Here is an 18,756-nt window from a genome sequence, read left to right as displayed (position 1 = left end):
ATCAGATTAAAATTATTTTAGACTAATAAAACCAAATCTCACTTTATGGACCTTATTAGCTTAGGAATCTCAGCATAAATTTGAACAATTTCATCAACCTTCATTCTGACTAGTCCTGAGGATGATGGAGCGACAAAATCGATGGTGCCTGGCACGACTGATTCGTCCTGGGTTCCCCAGGGAAGCTTTTTTTTTCGGCTGTATTCCTGGTATACACCTTTTCCTACAAAACAAACAACCTTGGGCTTGTATGCACTAATTTTTTTAATCAGCTCTTCTCTCCCTTTTTTATATTCTTCTTTCGTTATTTCATCGGCTGCTTTTGTAAGTCTTGGTACGATATTAGTCATGCCGTAGCCTAATTTCAGCAACTTGTAATCTTCAGTGGGATCAAATTTCCTTGGTGTTAATCCAGATTCATGGAGGATTTTCCAAAAGCGGTTATTGGGGTTTGCAAAATGGTGCCCTGTCTCACCTGAGCGAATGCTTGGGTTAAAGCCGACAAACAGCAAATCAAGGTTTTCCTTTAAATGGTCTTTAATAGGCTCCATAAAATTTTCATTCCTTCCATAGATGCTGGTATTGACTATTGTATCTTACTTAAATGGGAACAAAAAATAAAAAGTATTTCTGAGATGAATGAAGAGGTACTGCGTCCTGTCATTGACAATGCCAGGACGCCAGTAAAAGAGGAACCTTAAAGTCCGTGATTATTGCAATAAGTATCAACGATTTCTTCAATTTGGTCATTTTCTGGAAACTTGCCAGTAAATTTAAATGAAATTTCTTCTATGAACTTTCCATTCTGATATACATGGATAGCCCCATTTTGGTTGATTACACTGAATTCCGGCTCAAAACGATAGCCGCTTCTTTCAATGGCGCCCATTTTCGTCATCTCCTTGTGTATAACGTTATCTTTAGTATTAGAAATAACACAATAGGCTATTTGCGAAAAAGCAAAAAAGAGCCGTTGCGGCTCTTTTTTGTGTTAAACAAATTATCCTTCTAAGATTTCTACTTTCTCCATAACATCGCCATTTCTCATCGCTTTTACTGCTTCCATGCCAGAAGTAACTTTTCCGAAAACAGTGTGAACGCCATTTAGATGCGGCTGTGGTTCATGAACGATAAAGAACTGGCTTCCTCCAGTATTGCGGCCAGCATGTGCCATTGAAAGGGAACCTTCCTCATGTTTATGAGGGTTGCCTTCTGTTTCGCAGTTGATTGTGTAGCCAGGACCGCCTGTACCTGTTCCATTTGGGCATCCCCCTTGGCTAACAAATCCAGGAATTACACGGTGGAAAGTTAGACCATTATAGAAACCTTCGTTTGCAAGCTTTTTAAAGTTTTCAACGGTGCCTGGAGCTGCTTCCGGGTACAATTCGAATTCTACCTTTTCACCATTTTTCAATACTATGTATCCTTTTTCTGCCATGCTAATTCATCTCCTTATGTGAAAATCAAATTAATAATACCATTAATCTCTTCAGGAATAAAATTAAAAGGCGTATTTTTCTTTGATTGAACATAAAAAAGAAAGGGTATTGCTAATAGAGCACTAATAAACGAATTCATCTTAGAAAGAAATGCAATTACGGGAGGTTAATAGGATGAAAAAGTGGGCTTTTGTATCTGATTTTGATGGAACCATTTCGAAGAGGGACTTTTATTTAATTATGATGGATAAATATTTTCCAGAGGGCCGTAAGCTTATGCCGCAGTGGAAAGCTGGTGAAATAAAGGATATCGAATTTTTAAATAGAGTATTTACCTCGATAGACCAGGAGGAAGATCAAATTATTGAGGATATTCTTTCAATTCCTATTGATGAAGATGTGCCAGAATTTATAAAATCTATCCAGGAAAACGGAGGTGATTTTTATATTTTGAGTGCCGGGACAGATTATTATATTCATCATATTTTAAATAAATATGGAATTAAAGATGTTAAGGTATTTTCCAATGAGGGCTATTATCATGAGAAGAATGTCCATATGAATATAGATAAAAATCACAGGCATTATTCTGATAGGTATGGAATTGATAAGTCAAAGGTTATTCAGGAACTTAAGAATAAGTATGAAACTGTGTACTTTATTGGCGACAGTGAACCAGATTCCCACCCTGCAGAGTATGCCGACTACACCTTTGCAAAAAATGGGCTGCAGGATCTCTTCGCAAAAAGAAAGTACCATTTATACCTGTTGAGGAATTTAAAGAAGTTGAAAGATATTTGATGGATAAGGGTTTGCTTTCTAAAGATTAGGGTCCGCTCCAGAGCCTGCTTCCAGCCTGCTCTGGAGGCGGCTTTAATATGTATCAATCTATTTCGGAATTAACTAAATAGCTCAATAAAAAGTATAAGTATAAAAAGGATTAGTGCATAAAATGATAGATGCAGAAAGACAGTTGTTAATCCAAATTTAAATTCTTCCACATTAAATGTTTGCTGTTTTCGGCTTCTTGCACGCACTTTACCATCACCTTCCTACTAAAATATTATCAAAATTTTAACTATTTTGACAATTATTCATCTCCCTGCTAAAAGTATTCTGCTTACTATGTGCGCTTCCCTTCTTTCGCCGGCTCGGAAAATAATGAACTGATTTCCTGGGGAAGCGCATAATAAGACAGAATGCCTGTTTATTCTTCATTTTTTCTGCAAAAATTCATCAATTTTTTCATCGAGGATCTGCAGACTTTTCATCGCCCTTTTAAAATCAAGTTCACGATAATGATGAGCGCCTCCTGGTTCTTCATCCTTTTCATCTGCCAATTTGACAATGGATTGCAGCGGGGTTCTCTCAACCTCTCCGCCTGGCAGAAAAGAATCTGTATGAAAGAGAATGGCCAAAGCAATTTCTTTCGCTTTTACTGGGTTTTCTCCAAGACGAATTAAGAGTTTATGTGCTCGCTCTGCACCTTTAATTGCATGAATATCATTTTGCCTGTAAAGATCATAATCCCATTTACCATTTTTGTACCAGGTGTAATGGCCAATGTCATGCATAAAACCGGCTTTTGCAGCCGAGTCGACATCTTCATCTTGATCCTTGGCAAGCTGGAAAGCATGATAGGAAACAGCTATTGCATGAGCGATACCGGACCGGGTTATATATTTTTGGGCAATCCGGTGCTGTATAATATCCGTTAATTTTACATCCCTCATAAAAATTCCTCCAATACTCCCATAAAAAATTTATCTGCTAAAATTTTTTATTCAGCTTTTTCTGCTTATTCATTACTTCATATGATTTTTCGATAATATCGGTTAATACATCGCCTTTATAAATTCTGCCAAGCTTCGTGTTTTCCTGATAGTATTCAACAATCTCATCCAGCTTATTATATGTGTCTTTTGATATGCGAACATTAAGCTGTATGCGGGTTTCTCCACTCATTAAAAAATCCTCCTAGCGATTAATATCTAATTGCTAGCTTTTCGCTAGCGAATGCTGTCGAAGTGTTAGGGTCTGCTATAAATACTTAGGTTACACTGTTTTTTCGAATTATTCCAGTATAAAGGTTAACGAAAATTAAAAAAGAGAATAGCGGATGCTATTCTCTTTTTTATGATTAATTATTAAATTGGTCCCATTTTTCTTTGAGGAATTTACCGAATTCCTCAAGTTCCTGCTTGCCTTCTTTTAATTTTTCTTTCCATACAGGAAATCCTCTCTAAGTTTGCCTTCGATCTTTTCTGTCTGTTCTTTAATGGTCTGCTCTATTTCTTCTGTTAACTCTTTCTTGGCCAGCTTTTCATTTACAGATTTAGTAGAGAACTCATCACCTTCCATGTATGGCAGGCTTTCTTCCATAATCGCTCTGAACACAGGTACAGCCGTTTCAGAACTGCTTTTTGATAAATAATGCTCCCGGTCAGTTTGGTCATATCCAAGCCAAACTGCTCCTACCAGGTTAGGGGTATAGCCCACGAACCATTGGTCCTTTGTTCCGTTAATGTCATTGTATGGGAGCTGGGTGGAACCAGTTTTGCCGGCAATCTGGACTCCTTCAATTTTTGTCGCGCTTCCTGTGCCTGATTCAACTACATTGAGGAGCATGGAAGTCATTTGGTTTGATACAGTTTTGCTCGTCACCTTAACAGTTTTTTTGTCTCGTTCAGCAATTATCGTTCCTGTCGGTCCGACTATTTTAGTAATCAAGTGTGCATCATGCCTTTTTCCGCCATTGGGAAAAGTGGAATACGCCTCTGCAAGTTTTAGAGGAGAAATTCCTTTTCTCATTCCGCCGAGTGCAATACCTAAATATTCGTCTTCTTTTTCAAGAGGGATCCCAAATCGGTCAAGCGCATCAAGTCCTTTATCCAATCCAATTTCGTTAAGGAGCCAGACAGCTGGAACATTGATTGATTCTTCTACTGCCTTATACATAGACACCTCACCGGAATATTGGCCAGAAGCATTAGCTGGTGTGTAATCTCCATATGTTACAGGTTCATCTTTTAACATGGATGTAGGTGAGTAGCCTTCCTCCAGTGCTGGTGTGTAAACAGCAAGCGGCTTTAAAGTTGAGCCTGGCTGGGCTTTAATATGTGTGGCCCTGTTAAAACCTCTGAAAACATGTTCCCCACGTCCTCCAACAAGCCCTCTGACTCCTCCTGTTTGCGGGTCCATAAGGACTGCACCGCTTTGGACGATTTCGCCATTCATGCCAGGCGGGAAAATAGAGTCTCTATCATATACTTTTTCCAGGCTTGTTTGAAGGTTCTGGTCCATTTCCGTAAAAATTTTATATCCTCTTGTGAAAATCTCTTCCTGTGTTAAGCCGAATTGATTAATTGCTTCATCCAGGACAGCATCCACATAGTAAGGATATTTCCTTTCCTGCTTACTCTTTGTGCCTTCCTTCAGCTCTATTTGTTCATTTACTGCATTCTCATACTCCTGCACGGAGATCATCTTATGTTCCTTCATTTTTCCAAGAACAACATTCCTTCTTTCCATCGCCCTTTCATAATGATTATATGGGTCGAGTGCAGAAGGAGATTGCAATAGCCCTGCAAGCAGTGCGCTTTCGCTGATGGTTATTTCCTGAGGTGTTTTGCTAAAATACTTGTTCGCTGCCTGTTCAATTCCCCAGGCGCCGCTGCCAAAATACACCTGATTTAAATACATTTGCAGGATTTCGTCTTTTTTATAATTTTTTTCGATCTCAACTGCAAGGAACAGCTCCTCAGCTTTCCGTTTATATGTTTGCTCAGGTGAAAGCAGGGCATTTTTCGCCAGCTGCTGTGTAATGGTACTGCCTCCGCCGGTAATTCTTCCTGCAAATAGATTGCTGAAAAATGCCCGCGCGATTCCTTTAATATCGAAACCGTTATGCTTATAAAAACGTTCATCTTCAATAGCTACAACAGCATTGCCGACATAATCAGGAAGCTCTTCAATATTAGCACCCTCTGCCCTGTTCGCTGCCAAGTTTGCGGCAGTATCGCCATCTTTATCGTATATGACGGTAGATTGCCTTAAACCTTCTTTAAGGGACTCAACGTTTGCCGTAGCAGCCAGAAATGCGAAAAATAAAATCGTCAAAAGAATGATCGTCAGTAATAAAAGAAGCAGTATTTGTGTTAAATGTTTTTTTCGCCAAAACCTTACAAAAGCTTCTTTGAAATTTTGATATTTATCCATGGTGACTCCTTCTTATTCTCTGTTAAGTTTCAACTTGATAGTGTCCTCTTATTATATATTAAACGAACAAACTCTATAAAAAGTTTCAAGATAAAAGGTTTCCTTTATATAGAAAGGGACGAACATTCATGTTCATCCCTCATAAATATTTTATGGATTACTTGTATTAAGCGGCTTTATTATTGCCTCAATTTGTTCCCGCTGACCTTCAAAGTATGGAGGCAGGGCAAGCTTTTCGCCTAAATGTTCGAAGGATTCATCTTCTTCAAATCCCGGCCCGTCTGTTGCTAGCTCAAACAGAATCCCGTTCGGTTCACGGAAATACACTGATTTGAAATAATATCTTTCTACGAATCCAGAACTCGCGATCCGCTGGTCCTTTAGCTTTTGAGCCCATCTCCTCAATTCTTCTTCATCTTCTACACGGAAGGCAACATGGTGGACACTGCCGCGGCCTGGCCGCTGCTGGCCCAAGTCCGGACGTTCAATTATATGGACCTCTGCCCCGTTTCCACCCTCGCCTGTTTCGTAGATGTGTACTGTATTCTCTTCATTGAATTCGAGAGTGTATTGTTCCTTTTTCCGGAAATCCATTACCTTTATAAGCATTTCTTCTGTCGGTTCCAAATCGGAGACTGTCAACATTACCGGTCCAAGCCCTATAATACCATGTTCTTGAGGAACAGGACTTTTACTCCAAGGGTGTCCCCCTTTTACCCCTCTATAATTCTGATCGGAAATAAGGGCCAAGCGCTGGCCTTCGAAATCTTCAAAAAACAGTGCCTTCCTTCCGCCTGCTTCACGGATATCTTCATGGATAACGCGAATATCTTCTAGCCTTTTATTCCAGTAGTGCAGTGATTCATCTGATGGTACACGCAAAAAGGTACAGGTAATGCTGTCAGTTCCGCGATAGGTACGGCCAGCATTTGGTATCTCGAAAAATGTTAAGTCAGTGCCGGGGTTTCCTCTTTCATCCGCATAAAATAAATGGTACATGGAAGTGTCGTCCTGGTTCACTGTCTTTTTTACAAGACGCATTCCAAGTGTTTTTGTATAAAACTCATAGTTTTTTTGGGCATTTGCTGTTATGGCAGATACATGGTGCTGCCCCTTTAGTGGTTTCAGATTCAAATGATCACAACCCCAGCTTTTATTTTAGGGCTCTTTTCTAAAAGATTGTTGTTTTTAAATAGGTTTTATAAATAAGGTTGATTGATTGGAGCTAAATGTGTGAGATCCTCGAAAATGCATTCGCATTTCCTAAGCGTGGTAATTATTCAAAATTCAGCGGGAGGATCGGTACAGTGGAGACCTTACAGGTCCTGCGCGCTGAGGATGCTCACCGCCCACCCGGAGCAGAACTCAATACTTCTATAAAAAACAACAAAGCTTGCGAAAACAGCCTTTTTTTTATATTTTGAATGAACTTCTCAAGGATTGCAATAAAGGGCACTCAGGGTAAAAAAGTCTTGTGTTCAAGAAATATTAATGTTATATTAATAAAGCGATGAGCTAATTGCATAAGACGACAGACATCCTTAATTGGCAATGCACTATGTGGAGTGCAGTCGGGTCGCCGCAATACGTATAAAAAGACGCCCTTATGGGCGTCTTTTTTATTATCTCTGTTTGAATTGTGAAGTAAGATAGGTGCCTGCAATCACAGAATCCAGCCTTGCAGCTACATACGGAGGTTTTGCCTTTTTATGCGTCTCTGCAGGCATGCCAAGCCATAATATTTGTCCATCAATTAATAAGAATGGAAATGGAAAGCTATGCGGAATTACTTCGTCAGCCTGAATGGCTGGTATGGGATTCTGAGCAAGCAGGATTAACTTTGTTCTTTTATGTCTTAAAGAAAACGCTTTGCCCCATGCCTCTCCAAGTTTTTTAGGCTCCGGCAGGGAAATAACGATCTCCCTTTGTGCAGACTGAATATCCTCTTTAACTCTGTCCATTTTCCGTGCATGCATCCATTGAAGGCGTGCATGCTGATTTTTGATCCATTTGCCTATTTTATCCGGATGGACTGCCTGTCCGTTTTCCAGCTGATGGTCAGCCAGCCGGTGCCATGTTTTATTCCTGAATACATGCTTCTGGATAAAGTCCAGGTCACAAATGTGGATGAATTTTCCTTTCGTCCTTGTAATGGCTACGTTTAAAAGCCTCTCGCTTTCTTTCCCGATCAATAGCATTCCAGCTCTTTCATGTGGAAAGGAGTCAACCGTATCAAAGATCATCACTTCCCGCTCGCTGCCCTGAAAGCGATGGACAGTTGCAGCAATGATATCCGCTTCTGTCAGTTCTTTTTCATACAATTCTCCAAGCAATTGTTCCATTAATCCAGCCTGAGCCCGGTATGGAGTTACATATCCGATTGAACGGCTACCTCCTAAATAGGACTCGTGAATGAGCTGAAATGACAGCAGCAGCTCCCACAGATTAATCCTTGAATTGGTGTGCCCGTCTTTAATGCCATATTCCCCTGCACCCTCAGTATTAAGCAGAATGGAGGCTCTGCCGGGAAAAGGTGTATATGCGGCAATATCGGTCCTGGCTGCAAGGACATCCGGATGGTCCCCCACCAGAGAATGGTAAATATGCTTATTGGAAAAAGCAGATATTTCAGGATGCATCCGGCGCTGCTCTTTTAAAAGAAAAAGATGGGGGTGCAGATATCCATCCTTCACTGCATCAGAAACTCCTGAGTGATGAAATATATCTTCTCTCAGCCATTTTTCAGCCATTTTATGGCGTGCGGCAGCAATTGGCGGAAGCTGCTTAAAATCGCCGCATATAATGACTCTTTTCCCTAGAGAGGCTGCAAAGGCTGCCTGTGGAACATAGGCCATGCTGGCTTCATCAAGAATGACTAGGTCAAAATTCTTCTCATAAATAGCCGGATCACTCGCAGCTTTCGCCAACGTGGTTCCTATTACAGAAGCACTTTCGATAAACTCTAGTTCTTTCTGCCTGATTTTTTCGAGGATTCCAGAAAGTTTCTTTTCGATGTCAATCAGCTGATGGGAATCTCTGTTGCTGAAAGAACGGGATAAATCATGTTTTAGCAACCGCCGCTCTTCAAATAAGGAATCTTTCCTTTCAGCAAGTTCGGAATGATGTTTTTGTAAAAGGTAGTTCGCAGTCAGTGAAGGATGATTTAATAAAGCGGGCCCAATCTGCGAACCATACCTGAGCAATTCTCCGTCCGGCACTTTCCGTTTATTTGCTGAAAAAGCTGAGATTTCAGCCATCAATACATCTATGGCCTGATTGCTATGAGCAAGGATCAGTACGCTTTGTCCTTTAAAATACTTATTGGCAGCCACACGGGCAAGTGTATAGGTCTTACCCGTTCCTGGAGGTCCCCATACATACGTTACCGGATTATACTTTGAACGTAAAATTAGCTCATGTGTGCTTGTTTTTATTTTATCTGCGGGATGTTTGGCTGGCATAGAAGGATCCATCATTTTTTTTATTCTGGCTCTTTTCCTTTTGCTCTCCTTGATTTCTTCTAAGCGCTGGTAAAGCTGATCTAATAGCTCCCAAGGGTCATGAAGCAAATGGGCCTCAGATAAATCCATCCCAATATTCTCCGCCAAGGCAAGAATTACATTATTGCCTTCCGAAGAAAGAATACGGCCCTCAACCTTCTTGCTGCCCCATTCAATTTTCACAGAAGAGCCTGTTGGAACTTTGATGGTTGAAGGTGTATCAAAAAAATAAGTAAATGAATCCGATTTTGAAAGTAATCGCCCATTTAGCAATAAGTAACGGGTGCTGCCGTATTTTTTTAAATGAATAATTTCAGCCAGGATCGCTTTTTGCCAATCTCTGATGTAAGTGAGTGTTGAAGTCATATCTCTCTTCCTTTGTTTTATTCGATATAAATATTCAATTAGATTAATATATCATTTACATGCCGATATGCAAAAGAAAGATGGAGGCTGCACGCTTCCATCTTTCACGTTTATTTGTTAAAAAGCTTCAATTAGCAGAAATAGAGGTTAATTCCCAAGAAGTATGAGATAATGGATTAATAACACTTTAAGTATTGATGTATAGAAAGCAGGGATATTTTTGAAACGGAGAAATAAATTTGAACAAAATGATACCGTTATTTTAATTAATACAGGCGAGAAGGTTACGATCAACAAATCATGCTATGTGGCTAAAATGAAAAAATACACATATACAATCAAAGAGAATCCGAAGATGTTTTACTTTGAAGAGGAAATGAAAGAGATTATTTAAGTTCTTGGCTTTACAATTGTAAAATTTTTATCAGCAAAAGACCAGTTTTGAGGGAAAGGCAAACTCAATTGCCAATAGGTCATACCCATAAGATTATACTGATCAATTAACTTATATTTTTCAGTGATGCTTCGGATATCTTCGAACCAGACTAGATGTTCTTCTGCCCCTCTCCAATATTTAAACCATGGAGAGGCCGCATATCGATCGTACTGAATGATGGCCCCTGAGCTTAAGGCCATGTTTTGAATAGCTTGCATAGAATAAGCACGAGTTAAATTGTCTGCTGTCCTCCAATCATAGCCATACAAAGGCAGAGCAATTTGCAGTTTCTCCGGATTAATTTGGGTAACGGAATATTTTATAACCTCTTCTACCCACCATACAGGAGCTACCGGATCTGGGAGACCAGTCGGGTAGCCGTAATCCATGGTCATGATTGCCACAATATCAGCAGCACTCCCAATCACTTTATAATCATAAGCTCCAATAATTCGGTTTGTTGGTATATCCTCTGTTTTGGCATGGACATTGACATGGAGAATAAGGGAACCCATTGCACTTTTTAGTTCTCTTAAAAATAAGCTGTAGTCCTGCCGCCTGGGCGGAGGAATGAATTCAAAATCCAGACTTACGCCACCATACCCCTTCTGTTTAACGAAATTCATCAAACTTAAAATTAAGTTCCGTCTATAAATAGAATTTTCGAGTACTCCGCCAATAAGTTCAGCGCTGAATTCTCCATAAGCCAGATTGCGGATCATTAGTAGCGGAGTAACATTCAGTCTCTTGCTCTCGGCAACGATAGCCGTATCTTCGAGTTCTGCATATGCATAACCTTCCTTTGTAAGGGAGTAGGCTGATATAGCAATAAACGTCAGGTTTTTTGCTGTCTGCCTAAAAATGGGTATAAAAGCTTCAGAAGAATATGGAACTATGAAACCGAGCGTTTGCATGCTCATTTTAACGGTAGTAGGAATGTTAATTTTTTGTCCGATATACAGCCATTCAGGTCTTATTCCCGGATTTGCTGAAAGGATTGCATCTACACTTGTTTGAAAACGCTGGGCAATTCTCCAAAGTGTATCCCCCGGCTTAACCATATAAGTCCTGGTTACAGCCCCGTCTTCTGGAATATAGAGAGCCAGGCCAGGGATAATTCTTGGTGCATTTTCCAGGCCGTTTGCCTTTATAATACTTTGAATGGAAACATTGTATTTTTGTGAAAGTGCCCATAAGCTATCACCTGACTGAATCACATGAATCCCCATCTTTTCACCTCTTTTTCCTATCCTTTAATTAGTTTATGGCGAAGGCAAGCGCGAATAGTACTAAAGATAGAATGCTATCCCTTTAGGAAAGCTATTTGCAAAAAAGAAAAGCCTATTCCATTGGGAACAGGCTTTTCTACACTGAATGCATTGTCTAACGGTCTTTTTGAGCTGCTATTTTAGCGATCACTTCTTTTTAGGTAATTGGAAGGTCTGTAAGTAACCATTTAAATTAGTTATTGATAAATAAGTGTCATCAAAGGGAAGTTACTTCCCTTTACTAAGTATTTTTAACTTATTTATGCTGACGAACTGACAAAGTTCAGCATTTAATTACTGATAATCAGCTTCATGTCCGCTCAAGGAATCCATATGGCTGGCAATCATGGCGATAATTGTGCTCGCTTCTTCTTTACTGAAGATAAAATGGTCTTCATCTTTAATCATTTCTTCATCATCTGTCCAAATGCGGTTAACCCGTCGAAGCACTCCATCACCAGTTTCCTGGACCACTCCAAACTGGTATGATACTTCCACTTCATCTTCTTTGTAAAAAGCGGTTACCTCAGGTGTTTCCCATTCCACATCTACTTCCTCAAAAATATCTCCATCGTCATCTTCAATGACTTCATATTCATCCGCAATAACATAATCATCATCTTCAGAGGCAAAGACTACATCGTCCTCTTCATCCGTTTCAAATTCATAAAAGTCGTCATCTTCTCCATTCATATAATCATGGAGGCTTTCATGGACTGTATCAATAATGTCTTCAATATCAAAAAGCATGGTTTTAGATGTATGGCCAAGCTCAAAATCAAAGTCTTCTACATAGAACTCCTCGTTATGGGGATCAAAGAAGAGAGTACAAAAATACTCCCTTTCGTTATCCTCTGTTTCAATAAAAAACTCCATTCTGGGATGCTTGGCACCCCTGTCAATAGACATATGGCCAATCTGATCATATTTACTGCAAATTGATTCCAAATGATCCTGTAATTCACCGCTTACCCTGTCAAACCATTCAAGTGACATGCTGCATCCCTTCCTCTCAAGGTTTTTCAAACCTAGTGTTCCCATTCATTTTGTTTTAAGTATGGGAGTATTAACCAAAATATTTGGTTTTGTCCTTTCAGGGGAATTATAGCGGTTGATTAGTTCCGTTGGAGAGCTCTTTTTTCGATTCAGTGCCTTTAAAGAGATTGATTAGATCCGATGGCAGGCTCTTTTTTCGATTCGGTGACCCTAACGAGGTTGATTAGTTCCAATAGTAAGCGGATTTTTGCATAAAGTGACATGGAAGAGATAAATTAGTTTGTGGGCAAGCCCTTTTTTCGGTTTTAGCAGCATTCTTGTTTATGTGCCTTTGCCATATTCCTGTTAACGCGCTTAATCTTTTCAATAAAAAAAGGCACCTAATCAAATCAGGTACCTAGGTATAATTACACCTGTAAACCATAGTTACGGCAAAGGGCGGCTAGCCCGCCAGAGAAACCACTTCCGATGGCATTAAATTTCCAGTCATTTCCATGGCGGTATAATTCGCAAAATACAACTGCTGTCTCAATGGAAAAGTCTTCGCCGAGGTCGAAACGGAGCAATTCCTGATTGTTTGATTCATCCACAAGCCTTACAAAAGCATTGGAGACTTGGCCGAAATTCTGCTGTCTGACTTCAGCATCATGAATTGTGACTGTTATTCCAATCCGATGAACATGGGCAGGGATTTTTGTGAAATCAACAACAAGCTGTTCATCATCGCCGTCTCCTTCGCCAGTCCGGTTGTCCCCGGTATGTACAACTGCCCCGCTTGGATGCTGCAAGTTGTTGTAAAAAATAAAATCGTGGTCGTTCACACATTTGCTATTTTGATCAGCAAGAAATGCAGAAGCATCTAAATCAAAATCTTGTCGGCCGCTATACTTGTTTGTATCCCAGCCCAATCCGATAACTGCCTTTGTCAACCCCGGATTGGTCTTTGTCAGATCAATTCTTTGTCCTTTTGATAATTGAATACCCAAATTAGCCCCTCCTTAAAAAAAGAAAAATACATATTTATTTAAGGCCCTGTAAACCTTGCCTGTTGATTTCCGTACCAGGCACTCAGCCAACCGCGGGCGGTCCTGGAGACTCCTGAAGCATCAAGCCTGCTGGGGCTCCCTTGTATCATCATTCCCGCAGGACATTGAATTAGCCCCCTCGAATAAACTGCACACGAAGGAATACGAAAGTATTTTCGAGAAACTAGTGCGTTCCATAAACAAAATGCAAAGACCAACAATTAGCATTAACACAGCCCTATTTTAAAAAGCCAAGAAAAGCAGCTGCTCTTCCTGGCTACAGGAAACTTATCCTACCTGCAATCCAAAGTCAGTTGCAATTCGGGCAAGTCCGCCCTGGTAGCCTGAACCGACAGCAGAGAATTTCCATTCGCCATTATGGCGGTATAGTTCGCCAACAACGATAGCAGTTTCAATGGAGAAATCTTCCCCAAGATCATAGCGGATAATTTCTTCATTTGTTTCTTCGTTTACGATTCTTGCAAAAGCATTTGAAACCTGTCCAAAGTTTTGTCCGCGGCTTTCAGCATCATGGATTGTAATGACAAAGGAAATCTTTTCGATGGTTGCAGGCACGGCGCCAAGGTTTACCTTAACCTGCTCGTCATCGCCGTCTCCTTCCCCTGTCCGATTATCGCCTGTATGTACGACTGAACCATTGCCGCCTTCAAGCTGGTTATAGAAAATAAAATCTTTATCAGATGCGCATTTTCCGTTTGCATCCAATAAAAATATACTTGCATCCAGGTCAAAGTCCAGACCGCCATCATATTTATTCGTATCCCAGCCCAATCCAACAATAACCTTCGACAATCCGGGATTTGTTTTTGTTAAATCAATCTTTTGTCCTTTAGATAAAGAAATACCCATTGTTCATTCATCCTTTCGAATTTAAAAATAAAAGATCCTTCAAATCCAGGAAGCAATGCCTTATGGATAAAGCGATTGCAAAATATGTACTCTTTCAGTGTAAACGTTTAAAAAGAAATCGTAAACCAATATGGTACAAAGCTGGGGAAAAAGATATAGTCATCCCTTAATGTTTATTGTGTGCTTCTAAAACCTGCTGTAGCCTCTCCTGAGAATCACCATTTCCAGTTAACTGGATAAATTTGTTCCTTCCTTATTCACTGATTTACCTATATAATAGCTTGTTGGAATAGATAAAGGGGTGATGGATGAATGGCAGAGTTAAAGCAGCTGGTTTTCTTTGATTTTGAAATGCTTTGCAGCAAAAAAGGAATGCTCTTTGAAGATATGGAAGCAATCCGCCTGGGTGCGGTTAAATATGAGCTGGAAACAGGGAAAATCACTGGGTTTGACCGGTACATCCGTCCTCAGGACCAATCACCTTTAAGCGCGTTTTGCAAAGAGTTGACTGGAATTAAAGATTCGGATATTAATGGAGCGGATGATTTTACAGAGGTATTCAAAGAGTTTCTTTATTGGGTTGGGGGCGTCAAAAAGACACGGTTCCTTTCGTGGTCAACAAGTGACCTCTTGAGATTAAAGGCTGACGCAATCAGACATCAGCTGCCTGAGGCCACAATTGAAAAAATATCAAAAAGATATGTTGATTTTCAGGCTATTTTTACAAAAAGGGCGGCCCGCACATCACCTTCAGTGGAAAAGGCATTATCGTTTTATGGTCTTGGGTTTACTGGAGAGCCGCATCATCCTATGTATGATGCTTATAATACATTTCGAATTTACCAGGCTTTTGAAGAGCAATATGCAAAAACTGATTTAATTATGCTGCAGCAATTTATTTTTATGGACAACGAACTTCCATCCTTTGACATAATCAACCAGGAACTCAAAAAAATCTTACAAAAAGACTTACATGAATTTTTTGTTGAACTGAACGATGCAATAAGGATGAAGGACGCTTGGAAATTGGTTAAAAGAACAAGAAAGCTTGTAGAGAAATATGAAAATATTTTTCTCAACCGATCCGGGCTCTTTGATGCAGAGCTGATTTCGAGCATTAGAGAACTAATTGATTTTTATCATGAACTGCAATTCACTTATGAAGAGCACCGTTCCTTTACTTCAAAAATTATGATATTGCATGAACAAATGGTGGAGCCACTTCAGAAAATATGTGTATAAAAAGGAGATGACCAAAACAGTCACCTCCTTTTTATGTAGCCATTCTTAGAAAATTATAAAATGCTCTTCTCGCCCAATAGTTCATTTGGTTTTTAATATAGCCATTCCGGGTTAAAACGGAGCCAGCCAGGATCAATAAAAGAATATTAAAGATTTTTATGATTAGTTTATCCATTCTGTAACCTCCCTTCTTATTCATTAATTTTCCGTCAGACGCAAAAAGTATGAGCGTATATTCTTTCCAATAATAAGACTGTCTGCTATTAAGTATGTAATGGGTGCTGTATGGATGGAAAATGCACCAATAGCCTCTTCGTGCTATAAGCAGTGAAAATTTGTTATGTGCAGAGAAAAAATTTTATATGCAGAGAAAATGTGGATATACGCAGAGAAAAAAATCTATATGCAGAGAAATCTAATCTTCGCAGGATAACTTTCTAATAAGACGATTCGTTTGGTTTTATAATCAATTTCAGAGATAATAACAATGCAATAAACAACCAAGGAGCTGAACAGTTTGGAACGAGTACAGATGGCAGAGGATTTATCATTTTCACGGATTATTCATGGGTTATGGAGATTAGCTGATTGGAATTATAATGATGAGGAAATTGTCGATTTAATTGAACATTGCCTTGAGCTTGGGATTACGACATTCGACCATGCCGATATTTATGGCAGCTATACATGTGAGGCTCTTTTTGGAAAGGCTCTTCAGCTAAAACCGGAGCTTCGTGACAGGATGGAGATAATTACGAAATGCGGTATTGTGCTTGAGTCGCCAAACCGGCCGGAGAATAAAACTCATCACTATAATACAAGCAAAAAACATATCATATTGTCTGCAGAAAAGTCATTGAAAAACCTGCAAACAGAATACATAGATACCTTGTTGATTCATCGGCCTGACCCGTTTATGGATCCTGAGGAAGTTGCAGAGGCTTTTACTGAGTTGAGGACTTCCGGCAAGGTGAAGCATTTTGGGGTCTCCAATTTTAAAAGCCATCAATTTACGATGCTGCAGTCTTATTTGGATTTCGAATTGATTACGAATCAAATTGAGCTTTCGGCTTTTCATCTTGAGAACTTTGAGGATGGCACATTAAACCTTTGCCAGGAAAAAAGAATCGCCCCTATGGCCTGGTCGCCTTTAGCTGGAGGGAAAATCTTCAGTGGTGATGGTGAAAAATCTGAACGCTTGAGAAATACACTCATAAAGATTGCTGAAGAAATTGGTGCAAGTGACATTGATGAAGTTCTTTATGCCTGGCTTTTAAATCACCCAGGAAGCATAATGCCAATTGTAGGATCAGGCAAAAAGGAACGAATTGAACGAGCCGTACTTGCTTTAAATCACCATCTTAACAGAGATCAATGGTTTGAGATTCTGCAAAGCTCAATGGGCCATGATATTCCTTAGAAAGGCAGCAGAGTACTATTAAAGCTCAGTTTAAATAGCAACAAAGTTTGCGAAAACAGAAAAACAAAAAAGGGATGGCCCCAAGACTTTCGGGTACCATCCTTTTTGCTTTTATTGGAAAACGCTGTTGAAGGCTGGAGCAGAGAGCTCGACATCTTCGAAAACTTTCGTCATTGTATTGATGTATTCCTCTTTTAATGGCTCGGCTTCCGCCATGTCTTCTGAACCGGCTTTTAATAGTTCAGCCTTTTTAGCATAGTATTTAGATAAGCTGTCAACCGAAGCTTCGATATCTTGTGCATGATCACTTAACTCTTCCGGCACAGATATTGCTTTTGCTTCCTTCTCAAATGCCGCTGCTACTTCTGCAGCATCGTGATCTTCTGCCGTAATGCTTGCTTCTGTGTTACGAATTACCTTCGTCACTTCCCCTTGGTAGCTAAGCAGAGCTGAGCGTACTTCTTTGGACTCATCAGCAGTTTCTGTTTCGGCAGCTGCAGCTTCCTCTTTGTTTTCTTCCCCTTTAGAAGCTTCTTCGTTTGAACATGCTCCTAAAACGACCGTCAGCAATGCTGCTGAAAGTAAAACTAATAATTTCTTCATTTTTTGTCCTCTCCTTCTTTTTGTTTTAGAGGTAGTTTTGGTTGACTCCCTATGTAGCCAGACAAATTCGCCAATGGTAATTGACTGACAATTACTAATTTAACTATTTTTTTGAGTTTTTGCAACAGTTTTATTACGAATGTCGAAACTTTTTTGTTTTTTTTATATAACTTTATTTAAGTCTGTTAAATTTTACTGTTGATTTACGTACAATAAGATCGCTTTCTGCAGGCCGAATAAAAAAGACCCCTGAAACATCAAGGGTCAGCTTGGATCTGCCTCATCAAGTGATAAAGTAGTAACGGATGTATATTCTCCCTTCTCTACTTCTTCTTCCGAGGCCATTTGGTTCAGTTCTTCTTCATCGTCTATCCCTGGTGCAATAGTAGGCTCGTTCTTTAACTTATCCTTTTTCAGCATAACTTCCCTCCTCATACATTTAAAGTTTCCTAGTGAAAACCGTTATATGCTAAAAGGACCCATTAAACTGATTAATTAGCCCTTTCATGGGGCATTGCCCATCCAATTCAATGCTTCCAGACATAGCATATAGGAAAGACCGTGAAAATGAGGAGTGTTTCTATGTCCTTTTCTGTAAATCAAGAAGGAAAGCCGAAGCTTTTCCTAAGTCAATCGGATAGAGTTTCAAATCAGAATACTTACCGGCTAAATTATCTGCAAGAGGTAATAAAAGAGCAGCAATCAATGAATAATCGTTTGGCAGAGAATTACGGAGATATGCAAACCCAGTTAAAAGAATCCTTTACGGATATGAATAAGCTTGTAAAAAAAGCTGCTGGCAGGCATAATGATCATTTTGAGAATCTTGTATCCAAGATAGAAAAGCAGGATGATTTTATAGCACGATTTCTTGAAGTTATGAATCATCGTGACAAAGAACATGAATTGCTGCTTGAGAGATTGACCTCCTTGGAAGAAATGAACAAAGCAGTCCTGGAAGCATTAGAAAAAGAAAGTCCTGTCCACCAGAAAATCCTTGAACAGGTGTCCTGCCAGGATGCAGCTACTCAGGCACTTTCCAGAAAATTTGATAAGTTCGAAGCCTTTTCGGAGGAAGCTTCAGCGAAGTTTAAAACCCAGGAGGAAATAAAAGAAGAGATATCTAAAAAGCTGGATGTCCAGGAGATGTTTCATAGTACAGTAATGGAGCGTCTGGACCAGCAGGAAGCAATAACCCAAAAAATAACCAGACAATTGGATAATCTTAAATCAATTGTTTATGAACGGGCTTCCCACCTTTCCGAACGGTTTGAAAAAAGCTTAAAACAGCTGGCAAAACCAGTACACAGTTTTTTTATTAATCAGGAAGAAAAAGAAAAGAAAAACGATGTTAGTAAGTAAAGAAAAGGAAG

The 18,756-nt window shown here is 39.7% G+C and carries 18 protein-coding genes and 2 pseudogenes; 5 read left to right on the top strand and 15 right to left on the bottom strand.

Annotated features, from left to right (window positions below):
- Positions 1–38 precede the first annotated feature (38 nt).
- From AC3ZVC_RS18100 to AC3ZVC_RS18090, 3 genes are all read right to left on the bottom strand, one after another.
- Complete coding sequence (locus AC3ZVC_RS18100; RefSeq protein ID WP_490064586.1) at positions 39–551, bottom strand: mismatch-specific DNA-glycosylase; 513 nt, start codon at positions 549–551, stop codon at positions 39–41.
- 146 nt (positions 552–697) lie between these two features.
- Positions 698–889, bottom strand: a complete 192-nt coding sequence (locus AC3ZVC_RS18095) for a YbxH family protein (protein ID WP_490064585.1) — start codon at positions 887–889, stop codon at positions 698–700.
- A gap of 111 nt (positions 890–1,000) precedes the next feature.
- On the bottom strand, positions 1,001–1,438 hold the full coding sequence (locus tag AC3ZVC_RS18090) for a peptidylprolyl isomerase (protein ID WP_490064584.1): 438 nt from the start codon (positions 1,436–1,438) through the stop codon (positions 1,001–1,003).
- Positions 1,439–1,613: 175 nt separating this feature from the next.
- Here AC3ZVC_RS18090 and AC3ZVC_RS18085 point away from each other — a divergent pair.
- Positions 1,614–2,269, top strand: a pseudogene (locus AC3ZVC_RS18085) (MtnX-like HAD-IB family phosphatase).
- Between the two features lie 384 nt (positions 2,270–2,653).
- On the opposite strand, the gene AC3ZVC_RS18080 reads toward AC3ZVC_RS18085, so the two are convergent.
- The 5 genes and pseudogenes from AC3ZVC_RS18080 to AC3ZVC_RS18060 form a co-directional block, all read right to left on the bottom strand.
- Positions 2,654–3,172 (bottom strand): HD domain-containing protein, encoded by a 519-nt coding sequence (locus tag AC3ZVC_RS18080; RefSeq protein ID WP_490064583.1) that lies wholly within the window; start codon positions 3,170–3,172, stop codon positions 2,654–2,656.
- A gap of 37 nt (positions 3,173–3,209) precedes the next feature.
- Positions 3,210–3,404 (bottom strand): hypothetical protein, encoded by a 195-nt coding sequence (locus AC3ZVC_RS18075; protein WP_490064582.1) that lies wholly within the window; start codon positions 3,402–3,404, stop codon positions 3,210–3,212.
- Positions 3,405–3,579: 175 nt separating this feature from the next.
- A pseudogene (locus AC3ZVC_RS18070) lies at positions 3,580–5,657 on the bottom strand (transglycosylase domain-containing protein).
- A 150-nt stretch (positions 5,658–5,807) separates the two neighbouring features.
- Positions 5,808–6,791, bottom strand: coding sequence for a ring-cleaving dioxygenase (locus tag AC3ZVC_RS18065; protein WP_490064580.1), 984 nt, complete (start codon positions 6,789–6,791; stop codon positions 5,808–5,810).
- 488 nt (positions 6,792–7,279) lie between these two features.
- Positions 7,280–9,523, bottom strand: a complete 2,244-nt coding sequence (locus AC3ZVC_RS18060) for a DEAD/DEAH box helicase (protein WP_490064579.1) — start codon at positions 9,521–9,523, stop codon at positions 7,280–7,282.
- Between the two features lie 220 nt (positions 9,524–9,743).
- Between AC3ZVC_RS18060 and AC3ZVC_RS18055 the strand changes: the two genes are divergently transcribed.
- On the top strand, positions 9,744–9,917 hold the full coding sequence (locus AC3ZVC_RS18055; RefSeq protein WP_181396072.1) for a hypothetical protein: 174 nt from the start codon (positions 9,744–9,746) through the stop codon (positions 9,915–9,917).
- Here AC3ZVC_RS18055 and AC3ZVC_RS18050 read toward each other — a convergent pair.
- From AC3ZVC_RS18050 to AC3ZVC_RS18035, 4 genes are all read right to left on the bottom strand, one after another.
- Positions 9,914–11,188 (bottom strand): LysM peptidoglycan-binding domain-containing protein, encoded by a 1,275-nt coding sequence (locus tag AC3ZVC_RS18050; protein WP_490064578.1) that lies wholly within the window; start codon positions 11,186–11,188, stop codon positions 9,914–9,916. The two genes, AC3ZVC_RS18055 and AC3ZVC_RS18050, sit on opposite strands and share 4 nt — an antisense overlap.
- 333 nt (positions 11,189–11,521) lie before the next feature.
- Positions 11,522–12,223 carry a hypothetical protein gene (locus tag AC3ZVC_RS18045; RefSeq protein WP_490064577.1) on the bottom strand — a complete coding sequence of 234 codons (702 nt, stop codon included), beginning with the start codon at positions 12,221–12,223 and terminating at the stop codon, positions 11,522–11,524.
- A gap of 407 nt (positions 12,224–12,630) precedes the next feature.
- Positions 12,631–13,209 carry a TerD family protein gene (locus AC3ZVC_RS18040; RefSeq protein WP_490064576.1) on the bottom strand — a complete coding sequence of 193 codons (579 nt, stop codon included), beginning with the start codon at positions 13,207–13,209 and terminating at the stop codon, positions 12,631–12,633.
- Between the two features lie 327 nt (positions 13,210–13,536).
- Positions 13,537–14,118 (bottom strand): TerD family protein, encoded by a 582-nt coding sequence (locus AC3ZVC_RS18035; protein WP_490064575.1) that lies wholly within the window; start codon positions 14,116–14,118, stop codon positions 13,537–13,539.
- Positions 14,119–14,430: 312 nt separating this feature from the next.
- Between AC3ZVC_RS18035 and AC3ZVC_RS18030 the strand changes: the two genes are divergently transcribed.
- Entirely contained in the window at positions 14,431–15,360 is a 930-nt protein-coding gene (locus AC3ZVC_RS18030; RefSeq protein ID WP_490064574.1) for a 3'-5' exonuclease, read from the top strand.
- Between the two features lie 31 nt (positions 15,361–15,391).
- Here the strand turns inward: AC3ZVC_RS18030 and AC3ZVC_RS18025 are convergent, their stop codons facing one another.
- Positions 15,392–15,535, bottom strand: coding sequence for a hypothetical protein (locus AC3ZVC_RS18025; RefSeq protein WP_214726679.1), 144 nt, complete (start codon positions 15,533–15,535; stop codon positions 15,392–15,394).
- A gap of 342 nt (positions 15,536–15,877) precedes the next feature.
- Here AC3ZVC_RS18025 and AC3ZVC_RS18020 point away from each other — a divergent pair, with 342 nt between their 5' ends.
- The gene (locus tag AC3ZVC_RS18020) at positions 15,878–16,780 is read left to right on the top strand and encodes an aldo/keto reductase (RefSeq protein WP_490064573.1); all 903 of its coding nucleotides are present in this window, start codon (positions 15,878–15,880) and stop codon (positions 16,778–16,780) included.
- Positions 16,781–16,891: 111 nt separating this feature from the next.
- Here AC3ZVC_RS18020 and AC3ZVC_RS18015 read toward each other — a convergent pair whose 3' ends face one another.
- Together AC3ZVC_RS18015 and AC3ZVC_RS18010 are read right to left on the bottom strand one after the other, a co-directional pair.
- The gene (locus AC3ZVC_RS18015) at positions 16,892–17,383 is read right to left on the bottom strand and encodes a hypothetical protein (protein WP_490064572.1); all 492 of its coding nucleotides are present in this window, start codon (positions 17,381–17,383) and stop codon (positions 16,892–16,894) included.
- A 264-nt stretch (positions 17,384–17,647) separates the two neighbouring features.
- Positions 17,648–17,803 (bottom strand): hypothetical protein, encoded by a 156-nt coding sequence (locus AC3ZVC_RS18010; RefSeq protein WP_214726676.1) that lies wholly within the window; start codon positions 17,801–17,803, stop codon positions 17,648–17,650.
- A 162-nt stretch (positions 17,804–17,965) separates the two neighbouring features.
- Here AC3ZVC_RS18010 and AC3ZVC_RS18005 point away from each other — a divergent pair, with 162 nt between their 5' ends.
- Complete coding sequence (locus AC3ZVC_RS18005; protein ID WP_490064571.1) at positions 17,966–18,745, top strand: hypothetical protein; 780 nt, start codon at positions 17,966–17,968, stop codon at positions 18,743–18,745.
- Positions 18,746–18,756: the final 11 nt, after the last annotated feature.

Source organism: Cytobacillus sp. C11.1 (assembly GCF_058145115.1).
This window is presented reverse-complemented; position numbering and strand designations above follow the sequence as displayed.

Coding starts and splice junctions, on each gene's coding strand:
- AC3ZVC_RS18025 (WP_214726679.1), bottom strand. CDS start 15,535: ATGGATAAACTAATCATAAAAATCTTTAATATTCTTTTATTGATCCTG.
- AC3ZVC_RS18045 (WP_490064577.1), bottom strand. CDS start 12,223: ATGTCACTTGAATGGTTTGACAGGGTAAGCGGTGAATTACAGGATCAT.
- AC3ZVC_RS18005 (WP_490064571.1), top strand. CDS start 17,966: ATGTCCTTTTCTGTAAATCAAGAAGGAAAGCCGAAGCTTTTCCTAAGT.
- AC3ZVC_RS18050 (WP_490064578.1), bottom strand. CDS start 11,188: ATGGGGATTCATGTGATTCAGTCAGGTGATAGCTTATGGGCACTTTCA.
- AC3ZVC_RS18100 (WP_490064586.1), bottom strand. CDS start 551: ATGGAGCCTATTAAAGACCATTTAAAGGAAAACCTTGATTTGCTGTTT.
- AC3ZVC_RS18035 (WP_490064575.1), bottom strand. CDS start 14,118: ATGGGTATTTCTTTATCTAAAGGACAAAAGATTGATTTAACAAAAACA.
- AC3ZVC_RS18015 (WP_490064572.1), bottom strand. CDS start 17,383: ATGAAGAAATTATTAGTTTTACTTTCAGCAGCATTGCTGACGGTCGTT.
- AC3ZVC_RS18075 (WP_490064582.1), bottom strand. CDS start 3,404: ATGAGTGGAGAAACCCGCATACAGCTTAATGTTCGCATATCAAAAGAC.
- AC3ZVC_RS18060 (WP_490064579.1), bottom strand. CDS start 9,523: ATGACTTCAACACTCACTTACATCAGAGATTGGCAAAAAGCGATCCTG.
- AC3ZVC_RS18090 (WP_490064584.1), bottom strand. CDS start 1,438: ATGGCAGAAAAAGGATACATAGTATTGAAAAATGGTGAAAAGGTAGAA.
- AC3ZVC_RS18010 (WP_214726676.1), bottom strand. CDS start 17,803: ATGCTGAAAAAGGATAAGTTAAAGAACGAGCCTACTATTGCACCAGGG.
- AC3ZVC_RS18080 (WP_490064583.1), bottom strand. CDS start 3,172: ATGAGGGATGTAAAATTAACGGATATTATACAGCACCGGATTGCCCAA.
- AC3ZVC_RS18095 (WP_490064585.1), bottom strand. CDS start 889: ATGGGCGCCATTGAAAGAAGCGGCTATCGTTTTGAGCCGGAATTCAGT.
- AC3ZVC_RS18030 (WP_490064574.1), top strand. CDS start 14,431: ATGGCAGAGTTAAAGCAGCTGGTTTTCTTTGATTTTGAAATGCTTTGC.